This is a genomic window from Blautia sp. MCC270 (genome assembly GCF_018785605.1).
Lineage (GTDB): Bacteria > Bacillota > Clostridia > Lachnospirales > Lachnospiraceae > Blautia_A > Blautia_A fusiformis.
In genome coordinates this window covers 174635-196984 of sequence record NZ_WQQD01000016.1, presented here as the reverse complement: position 1 = coordinate 196984, position 22350 = coordinate 174635, and the positions used below count along the sequence as shown (strand labels likewise).

Below are 22350 nucleotides of genomic sequence, written 5' to 3'. Positions count from 1 at the left end.
AAAAAGGAAAAATGATCATGAAAGAATTATATGCACAGCTTGGAATCTCTTCCGCAGTTTACGATTTCGGTAAAACTGTAGAAGATTCCCTGAAAGAACGTTTTGAAAAATTTGATAAGACTGCAGAATACAACCAGATGAAGGTTATCCGCGCCATGCAGAAGAACCGTGTCAGTGAGGCTTGTTTCGGAGCTTCTTCCGGTTATGGCTACAACGACCTTGGCCGCGAGACTCTGGAGCAGGTCTATGCCGATACCTTCCACACAGAAGCCTGCCTGGTACGCCCGCAGATCACCTGTGGAACTCATGCACTTGCCATTGCTCTCTTCGGAAACCTGCGCCCCGGTGACGAGCTTCTTTCCCCTGTAGGAAAGCCTTACGATACCCTGGAAGAAGTGATCGGTATCCGCCCGTCCAATGGTTCCCTTGCGGAATATGGCATAAAATATCGTCAGGTGGATCTTCTCGAGGATGGTACCTTTGATTATGAAAACATCAGAAAAGCAGTCAATGAAAAAACAAAGCTGGTAACCATCCAGCGTTCCAAAGGCTATCAGACCCGTCCTTCTTTCTCCGTAAAACAGATCGGTGAGCTGATCTCTTTTGTAAAAAAGATCAAGCCGGATGTGATCTGCATGGTAGATAACTGCTACGGAGAATTCGTAGATACCATCGAGCCCAGTGATGTAGGTGCAGATATCATGGTCGGCTCCCTGATCAAAAATCCAGGTGGCGGCCTTGCTCCTATCGGTGGTTATATCGCAGGAAGAAAAGACTGTGTGGAAAATGCCTCCTACCGTATGACCTGCCCGGGACTGGGCATGGAAGTCGGTGCAACTCTTGGTGTAAACCGTTCTCTGTATCAGGGATTTTTCCTTGCACCGATGATCACCAAAGGAGCTTTAAAGGGCGCTGTTTTTGCAGCGAACATTTACGAAAAGCTTGGTTTCCCGGTAGTTCCCAACAGCACAGAGCCACGTCAGGATATCATCCAGGCAGTCACTCTCGGAACACCGGAGGGTCTTGTAGCATTCTGCCAGGGTATCCAGGCTGCTGCACCGGTAGACAGCTTTGTAACACCGGAGCCTTGGGATATGCCGGGATATGACAGCCAGGTGATCATGGCAGCAGGTGCTTTCATCCAGGGTTCTTCCATCGAGCTTTCTGCCGATGGTCCTATGAAACCGCCTTATGCAGTTTATTTCCAGGGTGGTCTCACCTGGGAGCATGCAAAGCTGGGAATCCTGAAATCTCTTCAGTATATGGTTGATAAGGAACTTGTGAGATTATGAAAAAATCCGAAGGACCGGACTTAAAAAAACAGATCTTTGTCATAGGAGCCGGTGCTTCCGGTCTTATGGCAGCTATTCAGGCTGCTGTAAACGGAGCTGCAGTTACGGTTCTGGAACAAAATGACCGTCCCGGCAGAAAAATCTGTGCTACGGGAAACGGCCGTTGTAATATGACGAACCTGAATCAGGATGAAAACGCTTACCGGGGATCTCATCCTGAATTTGCCAAAGATGCCCTGGCACAGTTTCCTGTGGAAAAAACTCTGAAATTCTTTCAGGAACTGGGAATCTGTACCACAGACCGCAGCGGATGGATCTATCCCCGAAGCAACCAGGCACAGAGTGTGGTAGATGTTCTTGTCATGAAGGCACGCAGCCTGAAGGTAAAGCTGAAAACCAATCAGACCGTTACCGGCGTGTCTTTTACAGACGGACAGTGGAAGATCCATACGGACGGATGGACCTACAGTGGTGATGCCGTGATCCTTGCAAATGGTTCCCGTGCGTCTTCCGTTGCAGGTTCCTGCGAAAGCGGATATGAAATTGCAAAAAGTCTCGGACATCATCTGATCGAACCCCTTCCAGCTCTGACAGCTCTGAAATGTAAGGGAAATTCTTTTTCCGGCTGGAGTGGTGTACGGACAGAAGGTAAGATAACACTTTATATAGACGGCACACCGACAGTCTCCCAGCAAGGAGAGCTGCAGCTTACCGATTACGGTGTATCCGGGATCCCGGTATTCCAGATTTCCCGCTATGCTATCCGTGCCGTCCATGAGAACAAAAATGTGGAGCTTTCCATAAATTTTTTTCCGGAACTGAACCGGAAAGAGCTGGAAGAATACCTGGAACAGAGAAAAACAGCCTGTCCTTACAAAACAGAAAAAGAACTTCTCATCGGACTTTTTCCTGAAAAACTGATCCGTGTTTTATGTGCACAGAAGGATCTTATCCGCGGGATTACCGATTTTCGTCTCCCGGTAAAAAACGGCCTTTCCTTCGAACAGGCACAGGTTTGTTCCGGTGGAGTGGATACGTCTGAAGTTCACAGCAAAACCATGGAGTCCAGACTTCATAAAGGTCTTTATTTTGCCGGAGAGCTCCTTGACATTGACGGTACCTGCGGAGGTTATAACCTGCAGTGGGCATGGTCAAGCGGAGCTGCCGCCGGTATCTGGGCAGCAAAGGAGGAAGAAAAATGATCCGGATCACACAGCTGAAGCTTCCCATCACTCATACAGAAGAGCAGCTTCACCGAAAAATAGCAAAAATGCTTCGTCTTGGAAATCAGCCGTTCACCTATGAGATCCGAAAACAATCTCTGGATGCCCGGCATAAAGAGGACAAAAAATTTGTCTACACTGTAGATATTAAACTGGATAACGAATCCCGTGTTCTCAAAAAGGTTCACGATAAAAATATTATGTTAACCTCGGAGAAGAAATATCATTTCCCCTCCTCTGGTTCTGAAACTCTGTCCCATCGTCCTGTAGTGATCGGAAGCGGACCTGCAGGATTATTCTGTGCCTGGTACCTGGCCAAAGCCGGGTACTGTCCACTGGTACTGGAACGGGGAGAAGAAGCAGCCAAACGCCAGGAAACCGTGGAAAATTTCTGGAAAAACGGCATCCTGGATCCGGATTCCAATGTACAGTTCGGAGAGGGCGGTGCAGGGACTTTTTCCGATGGAAAACTGAATACTCTGGTAAAAGATACTTTTGGAAGAGGAAAGGAAGTTCTTTCCCGATTTGTGGAGGCAGGAGCTCCCTCTGAAATCCTTTACCAGCAAAAGCCTCATCTTGGCACAGATCAGCTTGTAGGTATCGTTCAGTTTATGCGTCATCAGATTGAAGAAATGGGCGGGGAATTCCGTTTTCGTTCCACAGTAACTGATCTGATGATCCGTGACCGGAAGCTTAATGCAGTCATTGTCAATGCAAAAGAGGAAATACCGGCAGAAATCTGCATTCTTGCTCCCGGCCACAGCGCCAGAGATACGTTTGCCATGCTGGAAAAACACAATATTAACATGGAGCCGAAATCTTTTGCAGTGGGGGTACGTGTGGAACATCCGCAGACTATGATCAACCAGGATCTTTACGGGGAACCGGAAAACGACCGTCTGGGTGCATCCAGCTACAAGGTTACCCATACACTGGAAAACGGACGTGGCGTTTATTCTTTCTGTATGTGTCCCGGCGGATATGTTGTAAATGCATCTTCTGAAGAAGGTATGCTTGCAGTGAATGGTATGAGCTATCAGGCACGTGACAGCCATAATGCCAACAGTGCTATCATCGTTACGGTAAACCCTTCTGATTTTCCTGAAGAGGGAGTTCTCGGCGGAATCGCTCTGCAGCGAAAACTGGAGCGCGCTGCCTGGGAAGCCGGAAACGGAAAAATTCCGGTACAGCTTTTCAAAGATTACTGTACCCATCAGAAAAGTACCAGGCTTGGAGATGTGATCCCCTGTATCAAAGGAGCTTATACACTTACCGATGTCCGCAGTATTTTCCCGAAAGAGATCGGCGATTCCATTGAAGCAGGAATCCATGCTTTTGGAAAAAAGCTTTCCGGTTTTGACCGACCGGATGCATTGCTGGAAGGAGTAGAAAGCCGTACCTCTTCTCCTGTACGGATCGTTCGGGAACCGAAAAAGCTCACTTCCAATATAGAAGGGATCTACCCCTGCGGAGAGGGCGCCGGTTACGCCGGAGGCATTACATCCGCAGCGATGGACGGGATCAAGGTGGCAGAAGCAGTCGCTTCTGTTTATGCCCTGCCTGTAAACAAAATGTGAAAAAAGTGGAAATTTCCGGGATAGAGTGTACATCCCTGCTTTTTTATGCTAAAATAACTTCTGCAATTTTGCATCCCCTTCTTCGAGAGCGAAAAGGGAAATCATATGAAAGATACTATAATGGAAATGCCAGATTATCAGCGTCCGTATGAAAAATGTCTGCGGGAAGGAGAACAGTCCTTAAGCGATCGAGAGCTTCTTGCCGTGATCCTTCGCTGTGGCGTACAGGGATCCAGTTCCCTGACTCTGGCAGATAAAATCCTGAATTTATCGAAACAGACCGGATACAGTGGCCTGCTTGGACTGTTTCATATTTCCATGCAGGAACTGATGAAGATCCATGGGATCGGTAAGGTAAAAGCCATACAGCTGAAATGTATCGGGGAACTTTCCAAGCGTATGGCAACCGCAGCTGCAAAACCGGAATTGTCTTTTCACCATCCGGTAACCATTGCGAAATATTATATGGAGCGGCTCCGGCATGAAGAGCAGGAATTGCTTTACTGCATGATGCTGGACGGACATAACCATTTGTCGGGGGAACAGCTTTTAAGCCGCGGTACAGTCAATGCCACACTGATCACACCAAGAGAAGTCTTTGTAGAAGCTGTAAAGTATCGGGCGGTGAACCTGATCCTGGTCCACAATCATCCAGGAGGCGATCCCTCCCCCAGCCAGGCTGATCTGGATGTTACGGAACGGATCTATCATTGCGGTGAACTCCTCGGCATCCATCTTCTGGATCATATCATCATCGGTGATCACAGGTATGTCAGTTTCCGCGAAAAAGGGATTTTTGATGAATATACTTAAGTGAAGGGACAGATTTATGCTTTTTAGAAATAATTACGGAGTAGACCTTGGAAGCAGCTCTGTAAAAGTCTATTCATTTTTCAGAAACAAAAGTTACATAGAAAAGAACATGGTAGCCTACAGAGGACGCCGGATCCTTGCCATAGGGAACGAAGCTTATGAAATGTTTGAAAAATCACCTGCAGATATTTCCGTAAATTCTCCTATGGCTTTCGGTATGCTGGCAAATCTGGAATTGCAGGAGATCGTCCTTTACAGCATGATAAAAAAAATCGATCATACATCCGGTCTCGGAGCAGACATGTATTTCTCCGTACCACTTGATATGACTGCTATCGAAAAGAGGGCATACTATCATCTGGTCAATGGTCACTGGCTGCGGAAAAACCGTGTTTTTATGGTGGAGTCCCCTATTGCAGATGCCATTGCCATGGGAATCGACCCTGAAAAGAATCAGGGCAGCATGATCGTAAACATCGGTGCACAGAGTACAGAGTTTTCCATCATAACCGACGGCAAGATCATCATCAGCCGTAAGATCCCCATCGGAGGCAGACAGATGAACGAATCTATCTGCAGCGAGATCCGAAAACATTATAATCTTCAGATTGGAACACGAACTGCAAAACGTCTGAAAGTAGTTATGGGAAGACTGAATGATCAGAAAAAAGAAGCCCGAAAAGTAGTCGGGATCGACAGTATTTCCGGACTTCCACGAGAAGAAGTTATTTCTGCCTACGTTGTTAATGAAGGGATCGCCAACTGTGTGAACCAGATCGCAGCAGAGATGAAATCTTTTCTGGAACGTACCCCGCCACAGATCGCTTATCATATCGCAAAAGAGGGCATTTATCTGACCGGCGGCAGTACACGGCTTCCTTATATAGATAACTATCTGGCTAGCTATACAGGATTTGCCTTTAATCTTTCTGATCTGTATGAAACTTCTGCAGCATACGGCCTGGAAAAGATCATCCGCGACAGAAACCTGCGCAAATGGGCCCAGCCGGTAAAGCAGAAAAAACTGTAAAGGGGCATATATAATGAAAAACATCCGAAAAAAAGTGCGTTTTCATTTTAATTTAAAAAGTAAACATCTTCTGGTAATCATGACACTTTTCTGTGGAAGCTGCATTGTAGCTACAGCAGCCTCCGGAACCTCTTCCGCACCACTTCAGGAGGCAGCCGGTTTTCTTATCGTTCCCTTTGAAAAGGGGATCGCCGGTGTCAGCGATATATTTGGAAATGTAAAAAACAATCTTCGTGATAAACAGGACGTGCTTCAGGAAAACGAAGAGCTGAAAAGTCAGATCAACAGTCTTACGGAACAGAATAACATCCTGATCCAGGACCAGACAGAGCTCACACGCCTGAAGGAACTTTACGATCTTGATCAGGAATATACCGACTATCCCAAGGTTGCCGCAAGGATAATCTCCAAAGATCCCGGAAACTGGTATGATACCTTTATGATCAACAAAGGCAGTAATAACGGGATCCGGGTTGATAACAACGTAATCGCCGGAAAGGGTCTTGTGGGTATCGTTACAGAAGTGGGACCTTCCTGGGCTACTGTCCGTTCCATCATCGATGACAGCAGCAATGTCAGTGCCATGGCAGTCAGTACTTCCGACAACTGCGTTGTCACTGGAGATCTGAAACTGATCGATGAAGGCAAATTAAGCTTTGAGCAGCTTTACGATCAGGATAACAAGGTAACAGTCGGAGAACGTATTGTCACCTCGAACATCAGTGAAAAATATGTGGAAGGACTGTTTATTGGTTATGTCAGTGAGATCCAGCAGGATCCCAATAACCTGACAAAAACAGGTACGATCGTTACACCGGTTGATTTCGGTCATCTGAAAGATGTATTTGTGATCACCACCAATAAACAGGACGCGATAGACAAATCGGAGGATGCGTCCAATGAAAAATAGGATTATATTATTTATCACTATCATTGTCTGTTTTCTCCTTCAGTGCACAGTAATGGACCGTATTTCCATTGGATCCATCACTCCAAATCTGCTTTTGATCCTGTGTGTATCCATGGGACTTATGCGTGGAAGAAAAGTCGGTCTGTGGACTGGATTTTTTTCCGGGCTTTTTGTCGATCTCTTTTATGGATCATTGTTTGGATTTTATGCACTGATCTATATGTATATAGGTTTTATCAGCGGCTATGCATTCCGCAGTTTTTATGATGATGATCTGAAAGTTCCGCTTTTTCTTGTAGCAGGAACAGATCTTCTTTATAATCTGGCTGTGTATGGCCTCCAGTTTCTGCTCAGAGGCCGTCTTGGATTCTGGACCTACATATACAGGATCATTATCCCCGAGATTGTATATACGGTTTTTCTCACCATCATCGTATACCGGGTATTTTACTGGATCAACTACCACTTAATGGATACTGTAAGGAAAGAAAGTGAGTCTATTTGGGAATTAAAATAAAAAAAATCATCAAAAAAATCCGTCTGAAACGTACTACAGTTCTTGTGATCGTATTTATTTTTCTGTCATCTGTCCTGGTCCGGCAGCTTTTCAGTCTGCAGATCATACAGGGAGAGGATTACATCAGTAAATTTCAGACACGTACCACCAAAACACGCGTGATCAAAAGCACCCGTGGTAATATTTATGACCGTAACGGCACAGTTGTCGCCTCCAATGTACTTGCATATTCTGTCACATTCGAAGATAGCGGTACATACAACAGCACCAGAGAAAAGAATCTGACTCTGAACGGTATCGCCTACCAGGTATTACAGATCCTTTCCAAAAACGGGGACAGCTTATCTGATAATTTTCATATTACCGTCAATGATCATGGCGACTATGCTTTTGATGTAGATGAAGGATTTACTCTTAACCGTTTCCGTGCGGATATTTACGGAGAAGCACAGATTGATGATCTCAGTGATGAACAGAAAAACGCAACCGCAGCCCAGATCATGGATCATCTTACCGGAAGCAACGGATTTTCTATCGTTCTTTACGGAAAAGATGCCTACACCCCGGAAGAACTTGCCGCACATTCTCTTCCGGAAGAGCTTACCAAACAGGAAATCCTCGAAATTGCGATCATGCGCTATCAGCTGAACACCAACAGTTTCAAGAAATATATGCCGGTGACCATTGCAACAAATGTCAGTGAAAAATCTGTGGCAGCCATAAAAGAAAATCAGGCCGCTCTCCAGGGTATTGACATTGTAGAAGATTCCACCAGAAAATATGTGGACGATGAGAGTATGGCGCCGATCCTCGGTTACACAGGCCAGGCCTCTTCTGAAGAACTGGAAACCCTTCGTAAGGATAATCCTGATTATTCCAATGATGCGGTTGTTGGAAAAGCCGGGATCGAACAGTATATGGAGCTTGAACTTCAGGGAAAAGATGGAGAAGAAACGGTCACAGTTGATAATCTTGGTAAAGTCCTTGATATCGACAATTCCAAAACTGTTGATCCTGTGGCCGGAAACGATGTTTATCTGACCATTGATTCCGACTGGCAGAAGAGTATTTACCAGATCCTGGAACAGCGTGTTGCCGGTATTGTCCTCTCTAAACTGACACCAAATAAAAGCTTTGATTATGAAGCAGAGAAAGATGCAAGTAAGATCACCATCCCAATCTATGATGTATACAATGCACTGATCGCAAACAGTGTGATCGATATCAATAAATTCAGCGATGCAGATGCTTCCGATACAGAAAAAAATTTATACGCCAAATTTCAGCAAAAACAGCAACAGGTTTTTGATACAATAAGTAACAGGCTGACAGGTGACAATCCTCCAGCCTATAAGGATGAAGATACGCAGATGCAGGAATATCTTACCTATATCTGTGATGATCTTCTTACCAATACCCTGAAGGTACTGAAAAGTGATTCCATTGATACCTCAGATGAAACATACAAAGCCTGGAAAAATGACCAGAGTATCAGTCTGAAGGATTATCTGAACTATGCTGCCAGTCAGAACTGGATCGATATTTCCCAGATCTCAACCTCCGGAGAATATCTGGATTCTGAAGAGATCTATCAGGCTCTTACCGCCTATATCATTGATTACCTGAAGACAGATACAGGCTTTTCAAAGCTTCTGTATAAATATATGCTTCAGGAAGACACCATCAGTGGAGAAGATCTGTGTCTTGTTCTCTATGAACAGGGCGTTCTTTCAAAAGAAGACGAGCTGTATCAGACAATGGCCTCCGGTGGTCTTGATGCCTACACCTTCATGTATCGCAAGATCGCAAATCTTGAGATCACACCGGCCCAGCTTGCGTTGGCTCCGTGCTCTGCATCTGCGGTGATCACAGATACTACAACCGGAAATGTTCTCGCATGTGTTTCCTATCCGGGATATGATAATAATCGTCTGACCAACAATATGGACACCGATTATTATGCAAAGCTTTCCACAGATCTTTCCAGCCCGTTCTTCAACAAGGCAACACAGCAGAAGACGGCTCCAGGATCTACCTTAAAGATCTTATCTACTGTTGCCGGCATGTCCGAGGGCGTAATAGATGATGGCACATATATTGAATGTACAGGAAGCTTTGACCTTGTAACACCTCCGATCAACTGCTGGAATAAACAGGGCCACGGTTCTCTTGATATCCGTGAGGCCATTGAGCAGTCCTGTAACGTATTTTTCACTACGATCGGTTTCGAACTTGGTAAAGATTCCGAAGGTAATTTTTCTGAAGCCAGAAGTCTTGGAATGCTTCAGAAATATGCTTCCCTCATGGGATTGGATCAGAAAACCGGCATTGAAATTTCCGAGGCTTCTCCGCAGGTTTCTGACAAAAACGCGGTTCCTTCCTATATTGGACAGGGTACCAATACATTTACGACCAGCCAGCTTGCACGCTATGCGTCAACGATCGCCACTTCCGGTACGATCTACAAGCTTTCCCTTCTGGACCGTGTGACGGATTCCAAAGGAAAACTTATAAAGGAATATCCTTCCGAAACAGCTGGACAGTTGGATCTTTCCAGCAATATCTGGGATGCCATCCATGACGGTATGTATCGTGTAGTGCAGACTCATGATCAGTTTAACGGACTTGGAGTTGAAGTAGCAGGAAAAACCGGTACTGCCGAGATTGACTATTATCATCCGAACAATGCACTTTTTATCGGATATGCGCCTGTTTCTGATCCCAAGTACGCAATATCTGTACGAATCGCAAACGGATATGCATCCGGTAATGCCTGCCTTGCAGCTAATGATATCTTTAAATACATTTTCGGACTTGCAGATGAAAGCACCATTCTCACTGGCTATGCAGCAAGCGATACCAGTAATGTATCGAATGACTAAACAAACTTTATGAGGATACCAGAAGTGTGGAACATTTTATAGGAGGAATCAGAAAACATGAGTGAAGTCATTGTCATTACATCTGGAAAAGGCGGTGTTGGAAAAACCACCACCGTGGCAAATATCGGGACCGGACTGGCTGCCATGGGAAAAAAGGTTGCAGTTGTAGATACCGATATCGGACTCCGAAATCTGGATGTTGTCATGGGACTGGAGAACCGTATTGTTTATAATCTGGTTGATGTGATCAATGGGAGCTGCCGCCTGAAACAGGCACTGATCCGGGATCGTCGGCATTCAGAACTGTATCTTCTTCCGTCTGCCCAGACCAAGGACAAAACTGCCGTATCTCCGGAACAGATGATCAAGCTTACCGATGATCTCCGGGAAGAATTCGATTATGTCCTTCTGGATTGTCCGGCAGGAATTGAACAGGGATTCAAAAATGCAGTAGCCGGAGCGGACCGTGCACTGGTCGTGACCACACCGGAAGTTTCCGCGATCCGGGATGCAGACCGTATCATCGGGTTGCTGGAGTCCGGAGGGCTCCGGGATATCCGGCTGATCATCAACCGGCTTCGACCGGAAATGATCGCCAGAGGTGATATGATGTCCGTAGAAGATGTGTTGGAAATCCTGGCTGTAGATCTGATCGGTGCGATCCTGGATGATGAACAGATCGTGATCTCCACAAATCAGGGAGAACCTTTATCCGGAAAAAATTCCCAGGCAGAAGAAGAGTATCGCAATATCTGCCGGAGGCTTATGGGCGAAGAGGTCCCTTATGTTACTGTGCGTCGAAAAAATGGTGTATTCCACCGTCTTGGCAGCATTTTTCGAAAATAACAGACGCTTTGCTGTCTGACATTTTTCATCACGGGAGGAATGATTATGGGATTTTTCTCCGGGAAAAACCACTCTGCAGGCTATGCACGCGACAGGATGAAGCTTCTTCTTGTATCGGAACGCATAGACTGTTCTCCACAGATGATGAAGCTTTTACGGAACGATCTGATACATGCCGTAAAAAAATACGTTGTAATTGATGAACCAGGGGTGACCATACAGATCACACAGGAACCACCTGTTCTGCATGCAGTCATACCCGTACTTAAGAAAAGAGATGCATAATTTATGATTAAACAGTATAAGCTGCGGTTTTACAATTTTCGACTGGTGATCTTTCTCCTGGCGATCAGCTTTATTGGAATTCAGCTTGTAGGAACAGCTGCCGACTACCTTCGCACACGTCAGCTTCTGGGTGTGATCATCGGTGTGGTCTTTATGCTGATCCTTTCACTGATGGATTATTCCTGGCTGCTGAATTTTCAATGGATCATGTATGGATTTAATATCGTTATGCTTCTGGCTGTCCGGTTCTTCGGATCCAGCGCCAATGGTGCTGCCAGATGGGTGGATTTAGGTTTTATCCGTTTCCAGCCTACCGAGCTTTCAAAGATCATCATTATCCTGTTTTTTGCCAAATTTTTTATGGATCATGAGGAAGATCTGAATACCTTAAAGACTCTGATACAATCAGCTGTCCTTCTGGTCATCCCACTGATGCTGATCTATGTACAGCCGGATATGAAAAACACCATCACCGTAACAGTCCTGTTCTGTATTCTGATCTACATCGCAGGACTTAGTTATAAGATCATCGGAGGTGTAGCCTTGATCGCGATTCCTCTGGCCATCATCTTTCTGTCCATTATCGTGCAGCCGGATCAGAAACTGATACAGGATTACCAGAGAAACCGTATCATGTCATTCCTGTATCCGGAGAACGAAGAATACGCAGATGATATTGAACAGCAGAACAACTCAAAAACAGCCATCGCCTCCGGAGAGCTTGTGGGACGTGCTTTCAGTAATGACACCAGTGTTACATCCGTAAATGATGGAAACTTTGTTTCTGAGAATCAGACCGACTTTATTTTTGCGGTGGCTGGAGAGCAGTACGGATTTATCGGCTGTACTCTGATCGTACTGCTGCTGTTTCTGATCACCTTTGAATGTATTCGTATGAGCCTGCGGGCCAAGGATCTTGCCGGTAAGATCATATGCTGCGGTGTTGGAAGCATCGTTTCCATACAGAGCTTCATCAACATCTGTGTTGCTACCGGCCTTGCACCAAACACAGGTACTCCGCTTCCTTTTGTAAGCTATGGTCTTACTTCTCTGATCAGTCTGTTTATGGGTATGGGACTTGTTCTCAATGTAGGACTGCAGAGCAGTGCATATAATAAAGAATTACAGAAAAAAGGTCAGAAATCGGATACCTACTTTCGGAAAGAGGAATACTTATGACACGTAAAGAACCTGTAAAAAATCACGTACGTTCTGGCAATCCTTCCAGAGGTCAGGCTTCCCGGGCTGCACATACAGCTTCCAAGGGGACAAAAACAACTTCCATGCCGTCTGACAGGACTGTTTCTGCCAGACGTAAAGCTCAAAATACCCGGATGAAACGGATGCGTCGTAAAAGGATCCGCAACACCATTTTTCTCCTTCTTCTGCTGATCGTACTATGCACAGCTGGCGGTTTTGGTGTTTACATGCTGAAGGGCGGAGATTTTTCCACTCCTGCAAATTCTTTCAATGCATTCTCCGAGTTTGATAATACTCTGACTTCCAAAGAAGAGCAGCGCGCGGCAGGTTTCGCCCATGATCTCTGTGTTGTTACAAAAGATGTTGCTCTGGATTCTGTCAGTCTGGATGACAGCCAGTCCGGTGTGCTTCTGAATCTCAGTGATAAAAAGGTACTCTATGCAAAAGGTGCCTACAACAAGGTTTATCCTGCCAGCATCACAAAGATCATGACAGCTATGCTTGCACTGAAATATGGAAACATGGACGATACAGTAACGATCTCACAGGAGAATGTTACCCTGGAATCCGGTTCTCAGGTAGCTGGTTTCCAGGCGGGAGATCAGGTTACCATGGATCAGCTTCTTCATTGTCTTCTTGTTTATTCTGCCAATGATGCAGCATCTGCCATTGCGGAACATATAGGTGGATCAACAGATAAATTTGTAGAGATGATGAACAGCTTTGCTGCAGAACTTGGCTGTACAGGAACTCACTTTACCAATCCCCATGGTCTTCAGGACGAAAATCATTATACAACGCCTTATGACATTTATCTGATGCTGAAAGAAGCCTTGAATTATCCGGAGTTTACAGACATCACACAAATGGCATCTTATACAGTTAGCTATAAGCATTCCGATGGCTCCGATGCAAGTGCTACCTTACCCGCTACAGATCATTATCTTACCGGAGAGGCAGCAACTCCTAAGGATGTCACTATCCTTGGAGGAAAAACAGGAACAACCGATAAAGCCGGTAACTGTCTGGCACTTTTAAGCCAGAATGCTTATGGGAAGCCATTTATTTCCATCGTCATGGGTGCATCCTCAAAGGATGTTCTTTATCAGGAAATGACATCCTTGCTCCAGAACATCAACTGACAGGATTCCATACAAAAAAGCAGATCTGTTTGAAATTTTATTTCGCAGATCTGCTTTTTTATTCTTTCTTTTACATTCAGTTAATTTCTACTATATCATCGGTGCCATCACTGCCGGTATCTTCGGTCTCACTGCTATCAAGATCCGTATCCGAAGTACCACTGTAATCATTGTCATCGACCACTTCACCTGAGCCACTGTCCGGATCTTCATAATTGCCTGCGTCTTCACCGGTTCCATCTGAAGTATCCGAGGTATCTGCTCCATTGGCTTCACTATCCGTATTGCCGTCGTAAGAATTATCACCTGGATCATAAGTCGGCTCTTCCGTATAGGAATCTCCGTCCCCAGTATCGTCAGAACTCTCGGGCTCACTACTGTAGCTGTCCTCTGTATAGATTGGAAAATCCGCATCAGCAGTTCCCTCTGATGTAGAATCTGTAACAGGCTCCGCCGCATTATTATCCGGAATAGCAGTAAGATGAGAAACCGTTCCATCCTTTGGGACGACAATATAGATTCCCAGCATCACGATACATAATGCCATGGCTAATCCGACAATCTTCATTTCTTCCATATGTTTCATCGCTGATGATCTCCCTGTCGTTTTTTTGTATTATAGCACAGAATCACTCATATTTGTAAAACAGCCATGTATTTCTTTTGTTTTTCTGTAACAGTTCCCGAAATTTATTTCGCGATCATATAGACACACTTTCTCTGGGTGTTTATAATAAATAATCATATTTATTCATAAGCTTAAAGAAAGGCGTAACATTTTATGGGCGACTGCATTACCACATACACTGGAAAACATTTTGATCCGACACATCCGGACGAAGAGTTGATCTGCATTGAGGACATTGCACACGCACTTTCTCTTCTATGCCGCGGAAATGGTCATGTAAGGACTTTTTTCTCTGTAGGGCAGCACTGCATCCTCTGTGCAAGGGAAGCCGAAGCACGTGGCTATTCCAGCCGTCTTATACTGGCAGCCCTTCTTCATGATGCAAGTGAATGCTATATGTCCGATGTTCCAAGACCATTTAAGAAAAGTCTTCCTGAGTATCGGAAACAGGAGGAAGCTCTTTTAAACATTATCTATCAGAAATATCTGGGATCCGGACTTTCTGCCATAGAAGAGCAGAAGCTGAAGGAGATCGACAATGACCTGCTCTGGTATGACCTGAAATATCTTCTGAATGAAACACCGGACACTCCAAAACCGGTTGTCCATGTTCCAATCCAATACCGGCAATACCCTTTTTCACAGGTAGAAGAGGAATATCGGAACCTTTTTGATCAGCTGTCTGCAAAAATCTGTAAATAGATATAACAGACACACTTTATACAATTGAAAGAAGAACCCTATATGGAACGATTGATTTTTCATGTTGATGTAAACAGTGCTTTTCTTTCCTGGGAAGCAGCAAAAAGAGTAAAGATGGGACTTCCGGATCTGAGAGACATCCCTTCCTGTATTGGCGGAGACCCCAGTAAACGTACCGGCATCGTTGTCGCCAAGTCCATTCCTGCAAAAAAATACGGAATCCAGACAGGAGAGCCTATGGCTATGGCTTTTCGCAAATGTCCGAATCTTGTGGCCGTTCCATCTGACTTTGAATTATACGATAAATGTTCCAGAGCCTTCAAAAAAATCTGTGGGTCCTATGCACCGGTAATGGAATCCTTTTCCATTGATGAGGTTTTTCTGGATATGACCGGAACCTCCTATATTTACCCGGATCCGGTGGCAACTGCCCATGAGCTGAAGGATAAGATCCGTACAGAACTCGGCTTTACCGTAAATATCGGCATCTCCACCAATAAACTTCTTGCAAAAATGGCCTCTGATTTCGAAAAGCCAGATAAGGTGCATACTTTATTTCCGGAAGAAATCCCTGTAAAAATGTGGCCTCTTCCAGTGAGAGAGCTTCTTTTTCTTGGCAGATCCTCTGAAAAAAAACTGCAAGACGCAGGGATCAGAACCATCGGAGATCTGGCTCATGAAAAAAAAGCAAAGATACAGGCACTTCTCGGTGAAAAAGCAGGACAGCAGTTATATCAGTATGCCCGTGGCCTTGATGACTCCCCTGTGAAAGCAAAACCTGATGAAGCAAAAGGATTCAGTCTGGAAACTACATTTAACGATGATCTGGTCTCACTGGAGCAGGCACTTTCGATTCTGCTGGAACAATGCGATATTCTGGCCGCCCGCATGCGCCGCAAAAAGAAAAAATGCACCTGCATTTCTGTAACCTTCCGTACCCTGGATTTTCGAAACAAATCTCATCAGACTAAACTGCCAAATGCCACCGATATCACAGAAGAGATTTACAGAAATGCCCAAAACCTCTTTCAGGAGTCCTGGATGAGACAGCCACTCCGGCTCTTGGGAGTATCATTGACCGGTCTTACGGATGATTCCTTTGAACAACTGTCCTTTTTTGAGGATACTCACAAGAAGGAACGCCAGCAGAAACTGGATGCAGCACTGGATTCCATCCGTCTGAAGTACGGAAACGACAAGGTTACCCGGGCCAGTATCATGAACAGCACTGCCCGGATCGGAAGGAAAGCAAAAGCACAAATGGAAAATGAAAGAGAGCAGTAAAGCTTGATTAAAATTACCAGTTTTTTTCAAAAAGCCCTTGCAATTTTATTCACAATGCACTATAATTTGAAGCATATCAATAGCAATTTTATTCAAAATTATTATATGTGTCTAAGGAGGAAAACAGGATGGTTGAACTGATCGTAGGAAAGAAAGGCAAAGGAAAAACAAAAGTACTGTTAGACAAAGTAAACGGAGCTGTTAAGGACGCCAACGGCAGTATTGTTTACTTAGACAAGAGCACCAAGCACATGTATGAGCTGAACAACAAGGTCCGCCTTATCGATGTTTCCGGATTTCCGGTTAAAAATGCGGACGAATTTGTAGGATTTATCTGTGGTATCCTCTCTCAGGATCATGATCTGGAACAGGTATATCTGGACAGCTTCCTTACAACAGCCAAGCTTGAAGGAAAGGATGCAACCGAAACACTGGATCAGTTAAGTGCCATCGGTGAAACCTTCAAAGTTTCCTTTATTATCAGTATGTCTCTGGATAAAGAAGAAGTTCCGGAAGCATATCAGGATAAAATTATCTGCGCATTATAATAAAATTGAATATGAACGTCCTATTTTGTACATAAAACATAAAAGAACGTAAATTTTTAAAGGGATCTGTCTTCAGGACGGATTCCTTTTTAACTGTAGGAAACTTTGTTTATTCTTCATTTCTGTGGTATACTGAAGAGCAGAATAAACACACAGGAGCGTTTCATATGAATCATTTACTGGAAAAAATCAAACAAAAAAATGCATCCGCATTCACCCACAGCGGGAAATTTCACGCAGACGATGTTTTTTCTGCCGCTTTGCTTTTATATCTGAATCCCGAGATCACCATCACACGTGGAAACCAGGTTCCTGAAAACTATGAAGGTCTTGTTTTTGATATTGGCAGAGGACAGTATGATCATCATCAGAAAGACAGCCGTATTCGCGATAATGGCGTCCCATATGCGGCCTTCGGCCTTCTCTGGGAGAAGCTTGGACCGGAAATCCTAGGTGAGGAGCTGGCACTAAAATTCGATGAATCCTTTGTCCAGCCTCTGGATATCAATGATAATACCGGTGAAAAAAATGAGCTTGCCACACTGATCGGCAATTTCAATCCGGGATGGGATTCCAAAAGCAGCAATGACGAGGCCTTTTTCCAGGCAGTCAGTGTGGCAGGCATGATCCTGGAAAATAAGTTCGAGCGTTACCTTGGAAACGAACGTGCAGACAAACGAGTGGAAGAAGTTCTTACAGAACATGCTGCTTCCCTGGCTTCCGGCGATACCCCGGCAGAAAATACCAATATCCTTATACTTCCGGAATTTATTCCCTGCCAAAAACGCCTTTCGGAAACCAACATTGCTTTTGTGATCTTTCCGTCCAACCGGGGCGGTTACTGTATCCAGCCACAGAAAAAAGAATATTCCATGAATTACAAATGCAGTTTTCCTTCTTCCTGGCTTGGCCTGGAAGGCGAGGAGTTATCTTTGGTAACTGGTCTTAAAAGTGCAGCCTTTTGTCATAAAGGAGGATTTCTCATGACCTGCGGAACCCTTGAGGATTCTGTTCTTGCCTGCAGGAGCAGTCTTGCCGCCTTTCATGAAGAAGCTGTGATCGTAAGCCTTGGCGGAAATAAAGAAACAGACATGCTGCTTCAAAAGCTTCCGGATCTTTCTTCTGCCAGGATCGTACATCTGCCGGTTCCCCAATTACCGGAGCTGACTCTGAACGGAATCTACGGAGAACCCTCCATGGAAAAGACAGAATGGAAAAGCTTTATAAAAGACAGGATTAAAGAAATCCTCCGCTGTAAACCGGAAGCAGTTTTTGCAGATAATGCCATGTTTTCCCTGTATCCCATCGTTCATGCTCTGCGAAAAAAACATATTCCCGTTCTTACAGCAGTAGAAAAAGACGGACAGAAGCTTCTGGTACGGATCCCATCCGGTTCTTAAAGATCTTAAACATGTTATTAATTGTATTTACAGATATATTCACATTGCGTATTTATACAGAAAGAAGGCATGTTTATGCGAGAAGAAAAATTTAAAATGGAAAGACAGGGGCTGATACAGGTGGGAGATAAAGTAAAGATCTCCGAATTTCTCTCTGCCACAAACTACAGCTATATCATTGAGCCTGCAGTAGCCATGTCCGGCTGCTACAGAAATGCAGACCGCATCAGATCCAAAGAGGGGATCATCAAAAGCATTGAGCATACGCCACGCGGCTTTATAGTTACTGCAGAATTTGACGAATAAACATATGTCCATCAGGTAAGATCCGGCAATTAGCAATATGCCGGATTTTTCGCTGAAAAACTGGCTGATTTATTCTGGATTATATTATAGGAATCTGGTATTATAGAGAAGATATTTGTGTAATTTCTCTAATTATCAGGAAATTGCAAATTTTTAGAACAGAGGTGTAATATTATGAGCTGGTACAACGAAGCAATCTTCTACCATATTTATCCACTTGGACTTACAGGCGCTCCAAAAGAAAATGATTACGGAACTCCTGTACATCGACTGAACACACTGCTGCCGTGGATCGACCACATCAAAGAGATCGGATGTACTGCCTTATATATAGGGCCGCTTTTTGAAAGTGTCGGACATGGCTATGAGACAACCGATTACAAAAAACTGGATTCCCGTCTTGGAACCAATAAAGATCTCACCAATTTTGTAAAAGCCTGCCATGAAAAAGGCATCCGCGTGATCTTTGATGGTGTATTCAACCATACAGGCCGTGATTTCTTCGCTTTTAAGGATATCCAGAAAAACCGTGAGCATTCCCCTTACGTTAACTGGTACTGTAATGTAAATTTCGGCGGAAATACCGAATATAATGACGGGTTTTCCTATGAAAACTGGGGTGGATACAATCTTCTTGTAAAGCTGAACCAGCGCAATCCGGAAGTACAGAACTATATCTGTGATGTGATCCGTTTCTGGGTTTCCGAATTTGATATTGATGGAATCCGCCTGGATGCCGCTGATGTTCTGGATTTTGATTTCATGCGTATTCTACGTCATACCGCAGATGAGGTTAAGAAAGACTTCTGGCTTATGGGAGAGGTCATTCACGGAGATTACAGCCGCTGGGTAAACGGACAGACTCTTCACAGTGTAACTAACTATGCCCTTCACAAGGCACTTTACAGCGGACATAATGACCACAACTATTTTGAAATTGCTCATACAGTAAAATATCTTCAGAATATGGGAGATCTGGACCTCTACAATTTCGTGGACAACCATGACGTAGAGCGAATTCATACCAAATTGCAGAACAAAGCACATTTTGCTCCTGTACATGTACTTCTTTATACTTTACCTGGCGTTCCAAGCATTTATTACGGCTCAGAATTTGGTATTGACGGAAAAAAAGAAAAATTTTCCGATGCCAGCTTACGTCCGGCACTTGATCTTAACGATTATGCGGATGCTGCAACAAAGAACCCATGTACTGCACTGATCGCAGCCCTCGGAAAGGTCCGCCAGGGAACTCCTGCATTAAGCTACGGTTCCTACGCAGAACTGGCTCTTACAAACCGTCAGTTTGCCTTTGCAAGAGATCTGGAAGGCATACGAGTGATCGTTACTGTGAATAATGATGACAGTGATTCAGAGATGAACCTTCCAACAGGAAGTGCTCCGGAATACGTAGGTGCCCTCACAGGTCAGAAGGTTTCCGCACAGGGCGGACGGATCCGTGTCCGTGTTGCAGCAAACAGCGGTGAGATCTGGCTTCCTGCAGGAGATATGCCGGAATATAAACCGGTTCAGACTAATGTTCCGGAAACTGCCGCAGCAAAAGAGAACGAAAACGCTGCATCTGAGGCAGAAGAGGAGCAGGCGGCTGAAAACAGCACTGTAACAGAAGCTGCCCCGGAAAAAGAAGCTTCAAACGCTGAAAATACAGATAAAGCTTCTGACAATACAGCAAACGCAGCGGATGTTCCGTCAACTTCTGAAGCAGAATCCTCCAATCCACAGGAAACGGAAACGGTCACTGCGCCAAATCCGCACAAAACACCAGAAGAAATGACAGTAGGCGAACTTCAGGCTGCTATCCTTGCAAAAATGGCAGGAAACGGACCCGTAGATGACCAGATGAAAAAGACCGTATACGACAACATCTGGCATGATTCTCTTGTAAACTGGCTGAAGAGCTTCCGATAGGAAAAGAATAATAAAGTAAGATTCCATAAAAAACAAGGCAATCCGATCATATCTTATGCGGTGAGCCTTGTTTTTTTGTGAAAACAGATATTTATTTTACATAATATATATTATGTATAGTTATGATCCTGTTTTTCTGTAATTTAGGAGAACAAAAAAACAGCAGAGATTTCCAACTTAAATAAGTCAGAAATCCCCACTGCTTTTATCATTCTGTTTATTATCTCTCATCAAAAGGTACAAAATCTGCATGATGCCCCACATACTTATAAGCAGGACGGATGATCTTATTGGCACTGATCAGCTCTTCCAGACGATGTGCACTCCAGCCAGGCATACGTGCGATGGCAAAGATCGGAGTAAAAAGTTCTTCCGGAATACCAAGCATTGAGTAAACGAAGCCACTGTAGAAGTCAACATTTGCGCAAACATTTTTGAACAGCTTTCTGTGTTCCATGACCAGTTTTCCGGCAATACCCTCAACCTTATCATAGAGCTTAAATTCATCTATCATTCCTTTTTCCTCTGCAAGAGCCTGTGCAAAACGTTTCAGGATCACTTCTCGCGGATCGGAGAGTGTATAAACTGCATGTCCCATACCATAGATCAGACCTGCATGATCAAATGCTTCTTTATTCAGTATTTTCTGTAGATATGCTGTGATCTCCTCATCACTTTCCCAGTCCTTTACATTGGCCTTCAGATCTGTAAACATGTTCTGAACCTTCAAGTTGGCACCACCATGACGCGGTCCCTTCAGTGAACCGATGGATGCAGAGGTAGAAGAGTAGCTGTCTGTTCCGGAAGATGTTACTACATGTGTGGTAAAAGTAGAGTTATTACCACCGCCGTGCTCTGCATGAAGTACAAGTGCGATATCAAGGACCTTGGCCTCAAGCTCTGTATAATTGCCGTCCGGACGAAGCATCAGAAGGATATTCTCGGCAAGTGAAAGCCCCTTCTGCGGATTGCGGATAAAAAGTGTCTCGTCTTTACGGAAATGACGGTATGCGTGATAGGAGTAAACCGCGATTTCAGGAAGCTTAGCGATCAGTTCCAGAGACTGGCGGAGTACATTCTCCACAGAAATATCTTCCGGGTTATCATCATATGTATAGAGAGCAAGTACGCAGCGCTCCATAGCATTCATAATATTGGCATTGGTTCCCTTCATGACAACGTCACGGACAAAACGTCCTCCCAGATCCTCCATGTCAGAAAGAAGCTCAAGAAATCTGGAAAGCTCTTCCTTGCTGGGAAGCTTACCGAAAATCAGAAGATAGATCGTCTCCTCAAAACCAAAACGTCTGTCCTTCAGTCCGTTTACGATATCCTGCACATCGATTCCCCGGTAATACAATGCACCGTCTGCAGGAATACGTCTGCCATTGACCAGCTTATAGCCGGTAACATCGGAAATCTCAGTAAGACCTGTGAGAACACCTTTACCTGCGGAATCACGAAGTCCTCTTTTTACATCGTATTCCACATAAAGGTTGGGATCGATGTGATGATTCTCTATCAGTTCCTTTTCAAAGAATTTCATTCTGCCTTTCAGCTGTTCGGAGTCCTCCAGACTCATCATTTCATGCTTTTTTTCCATAATTTTTTCCTCGTTTCCCCATTGTATATTAAAAAACACTGATACAGTTAAGATTGGTTACATCTTTGTAATCAGTGTTCGGGTATGGCATACATTTGTGTTTACCTGTTTAATAATTCTACAGTAAAAGTTTCGAAAATGCAAGAGGGTATTTCTTTTTTTCGTGTATAAATATTCATAATATGACCTAATTCATCTATTATTACATTTATTCATCAAAATCCGTCTGGTTT

20 protein-coding genes are annotated in these 22350 nt (G+C 44.4%); 18 read left to right on the top strand and 2 right to left on the bottom strand.

Features of this window, described 5'->3' with window-relative positions:
* The first annotated feature begins 17 nt into the window (after nt 1–17).
* The 12 genes from GPK58_RS06320 to GPK58_RS06265 all read left to right on the top strand — a co-directional run bounded on the left by GPK58_RS06320 (nt 18) and on the right by GPK58_RS06265 (nt 13717).
* The gene (locus GPK58_RS06320; RefSeq protein ID WP_215638366.1) at nt 18–1292 is read left to right on the top strand and encodes a methionine gamma-lyase family protein; all 1275 of its coding nucleotides are present in this window, start codon (nt 18–20) and stop codon (nt 1290–1292) included.
* Nucleotides 1289–2494 (top strand): NAD(P)/FAD-dependent oxidoreductase, encoded by a 1206-nt coding sequence (locus tag GPK58_RS06315; RefSeq protein WP_215638365.1) that lies wholly within the window; start codon nt 1289–1291, stop codon nt 2492–2494. The genes GPK58_RS06320 and GPK58_RS06315 overlap by 4 nt, the downstream gene beginning before the upstream one ends.
* Complete coding sequence (locus tag GPK58_RS06310; RefSeq protein WP_173722134.1) at nt 2491–4092, top strand: NAD(P)/FAD-dependent oxidoreductase; 1602 nt, start codon at nt 2491–2493, stop codon at nt 4090–4092. Before GPK58_RS06315 ends, GPK58_RS06310 begins: the two co-directional genes overlap by 4 nt.
* Nucleotides 4093–4197: 105 nt before the next feature.
* The gene (gene radC / locus GPK58_RS06305) at nt 4198–4905 is read left to right on the top strand and encodes a RadC family protein (protein ID WP_022427291.1); all 708 of its coding nucleotides are present in this window, start codon (nt 4198–4200) and stop codon (nt 4903–4905) included.
* Nucleotides 4906–4921: 16 nt separating this feature from the next.
* Nucleotides 4922–5935: a rod shape-determining protein gene (locus tag GPK58_RS06300; RefSeq protein ID WP_021652032.1), complete on the top strand. Its 1014-nt coding sequence runs from the start codon at nt 4922–4924 to the stop codon at nt 5933–5935.
* Between the two features lie 13 nt (nt 5936–5948).
* Nucleotides 5949–6845 (top strand): rod shape-determining protein MreC, encoded by an 897-nt coding sequence (mreC, locus tag GPK58_RS06295; protein WP_015525123.1) that lies wholly within the window; start codon nt 5949–5951, stop codon nt 6843–6845.
* The gene (gene mreD / locus GPK58_RS06290) at nt 6835–7362 is read left to right on the top strand and encodes a rod shape-determining protein MreD (protein WP_021652034.1); all 528 of its coding nucleotides are present in this window, start codon (nt 6835–6837) and stop codon (nt 7360–7362) included. Before mreC ends, mreD begins: the two co-directional genes overlap by 11 nt.
* Nucleotides 7347–10244, top strand: a complete 2898-nt coding sequence (locus GPK58_RS06285) for a penicillin-binding transpeptidase domain-containing protein (RefSeq protein ID WP_173722135.1) — start codon at nt 7347–7349, stop codon at nt 10242–10244. Before mreD ends, GPK58_RS06285 begins: the two co-directional genes overlap by 16 nt.
* Nucleotides 10245–10301: 57 nt before the next feature.
* Nucleotides 10302–11090 (top strand): septum site-determining protein MinD, encoded by a 789-nt coding sequence (minD, locus tag GPK58_RS06280; RefSeq protein ID WP_118752708.1) that lies wholly within the window; start codon nt 10302–10304, stop codon nt 11088–11090.
* Nucleotides 11091–11135: 45 nt separating this feature from the next.
* Entirely contained in the window at nt 11136–11375 is a 240-nt protein-coding gene (minE, locus tag GPK58_RS06275) for a cell division topological specificity factor MinE (RefSeq protein WP_015525127.1), read from the top strand.
* Nucleotides 11376–11378: 3 nt separating this feature from the next.
* Entirely contained in the window at nt 11379–12554 is a 1176-nt protein-coding gene (locus GPK58_RS06270; protein WP_015525128.1) for an FtsW/RodA/SpoVE family cell cycle protein, read from the top strand.
* Nucleotides 12551–13717, top strand: a complete 1167-nt coding sequence (locus GPK58_RS06265; protein WP_022427287.1) for a D-alanyl-D-alanine carboxypeptidase family protein — start codon at nt 12551–12553, stop codon at nt 13715–13717. The genes GPK58_RS06270 and GPK58_RS06265 overlap by 4 nt, the downstream gene beginning before the upstream one ends.
* Before the next feature lie 76 nt (nt 13718–13793).
* Here the strand turns inward: GPK58_RS06265 and GPK58_RS06260 are convergent, their stop codons facing one another.
* Complete coding sequence (locus tag GPK58_RS06260) at nt 13794–14303, bottom strand: MSCRAMM family adhesin SdrC (RefSeq protein WP_215638364.1); 510 nt, start codon at nt 14301–14303, stop codon at nt 13794–13796.
* Between the two features lie 195 nt (nt 14304–14498).
* Here GPK58_RS06260 and GPK58_RS06255 point away from each other — a divergent pair, with 195 nt between their 5' ends.
* The 6 genes from GPK58_RS06255 to GPK58_RS06230 all read left to right on the top strand — a co-directional run bounded on the left by GPK58_RS06255 (nt 14499) and on the right by GPK58_RS06230 (nt 20514).
* The gene (locus GPK58_RS06255) at nt 14499–15047 is read left to right on the top strand and encodes a hypothetical protein (protein ID WP_215638363.1); all 549 of its coding nucleotides are present in this window, start codon (nt 14499–14501) and stop codon (nt 15045–15047) included.
* A gap of 42 nt (nt 15048–15089) precedes the next feature.
* Nucleotides 15090–16331 (top strand): DNA polymerase Y family protein, encoded by a 1242-nt coding sequence (locus GPK58_RS06250; RefSeq protein WP_022427285.1) that lies wholly within the window; start codon nt 15090–15092, stop codon nt 16329–16331.
* A gap of 128 nt (nt 16332–16459) precedes the next feature.
* A complete protein-coding gene (locus tag GPK58_RS06245; RefSeq protein ID WP_021652042.1) occupies nt 16460–16879 on the top strand; it encodes a hypothetical protein in 420 nt (139 codons plus the stop codon).
* Nucleotides 16880–17046: 167 nt separating this feature from the next.
* Entirely contained in the window at nt 17047–18279 is a 1233-nt protein-coding gene (locus tag GPK58_RS06240) for an MYG1 family protein (RefSeq protein WP_215638362.1), read from the top strand.
* 75 nt (nt 18280–18354) lie between these two features.
* Nucleotides 18355–18585: a hypothetical protein gene (locus GPK58_RS06235; protein ID WP_015525138.1), complete on the top strand. Its 231-nt coding sequence runs from the start codon at nt 18355–18357 to the stop codon at nt 18583–18585.
* 174 nt (nt 18586–18759) lie between these two features.
* On the top strand, nt 18760–20514 hold the full coding sequence (locus tag GPK58_RS06230) for an alpha-amylase family glycosyl hydrolase (protein ID WP_215638361.1): 1755 nt from the start codon (nt 18760–18762) through the stop codon (nt 20512–20514).
* A gap of 220 nt (nt 20515–20734) precedes the next feature.
* On the opposite strand, the gene GPK58_RS06225 is transcribed toward GPK58_RS06230, so the two are convergent.
* On the bottom strand, nt 20735–22117 hold the full coding sequence (locus tag GPK58_RS06225; RefSeq protein WP_252195778.1) for a citrate/2-methylcitrate synthase: 1383 nt from the start codon (nt 22115–22117) through the stop codon (nt 20735–20737).
* Nucleotides 22118–22350 lie beyond the last annotated feature (233 nt).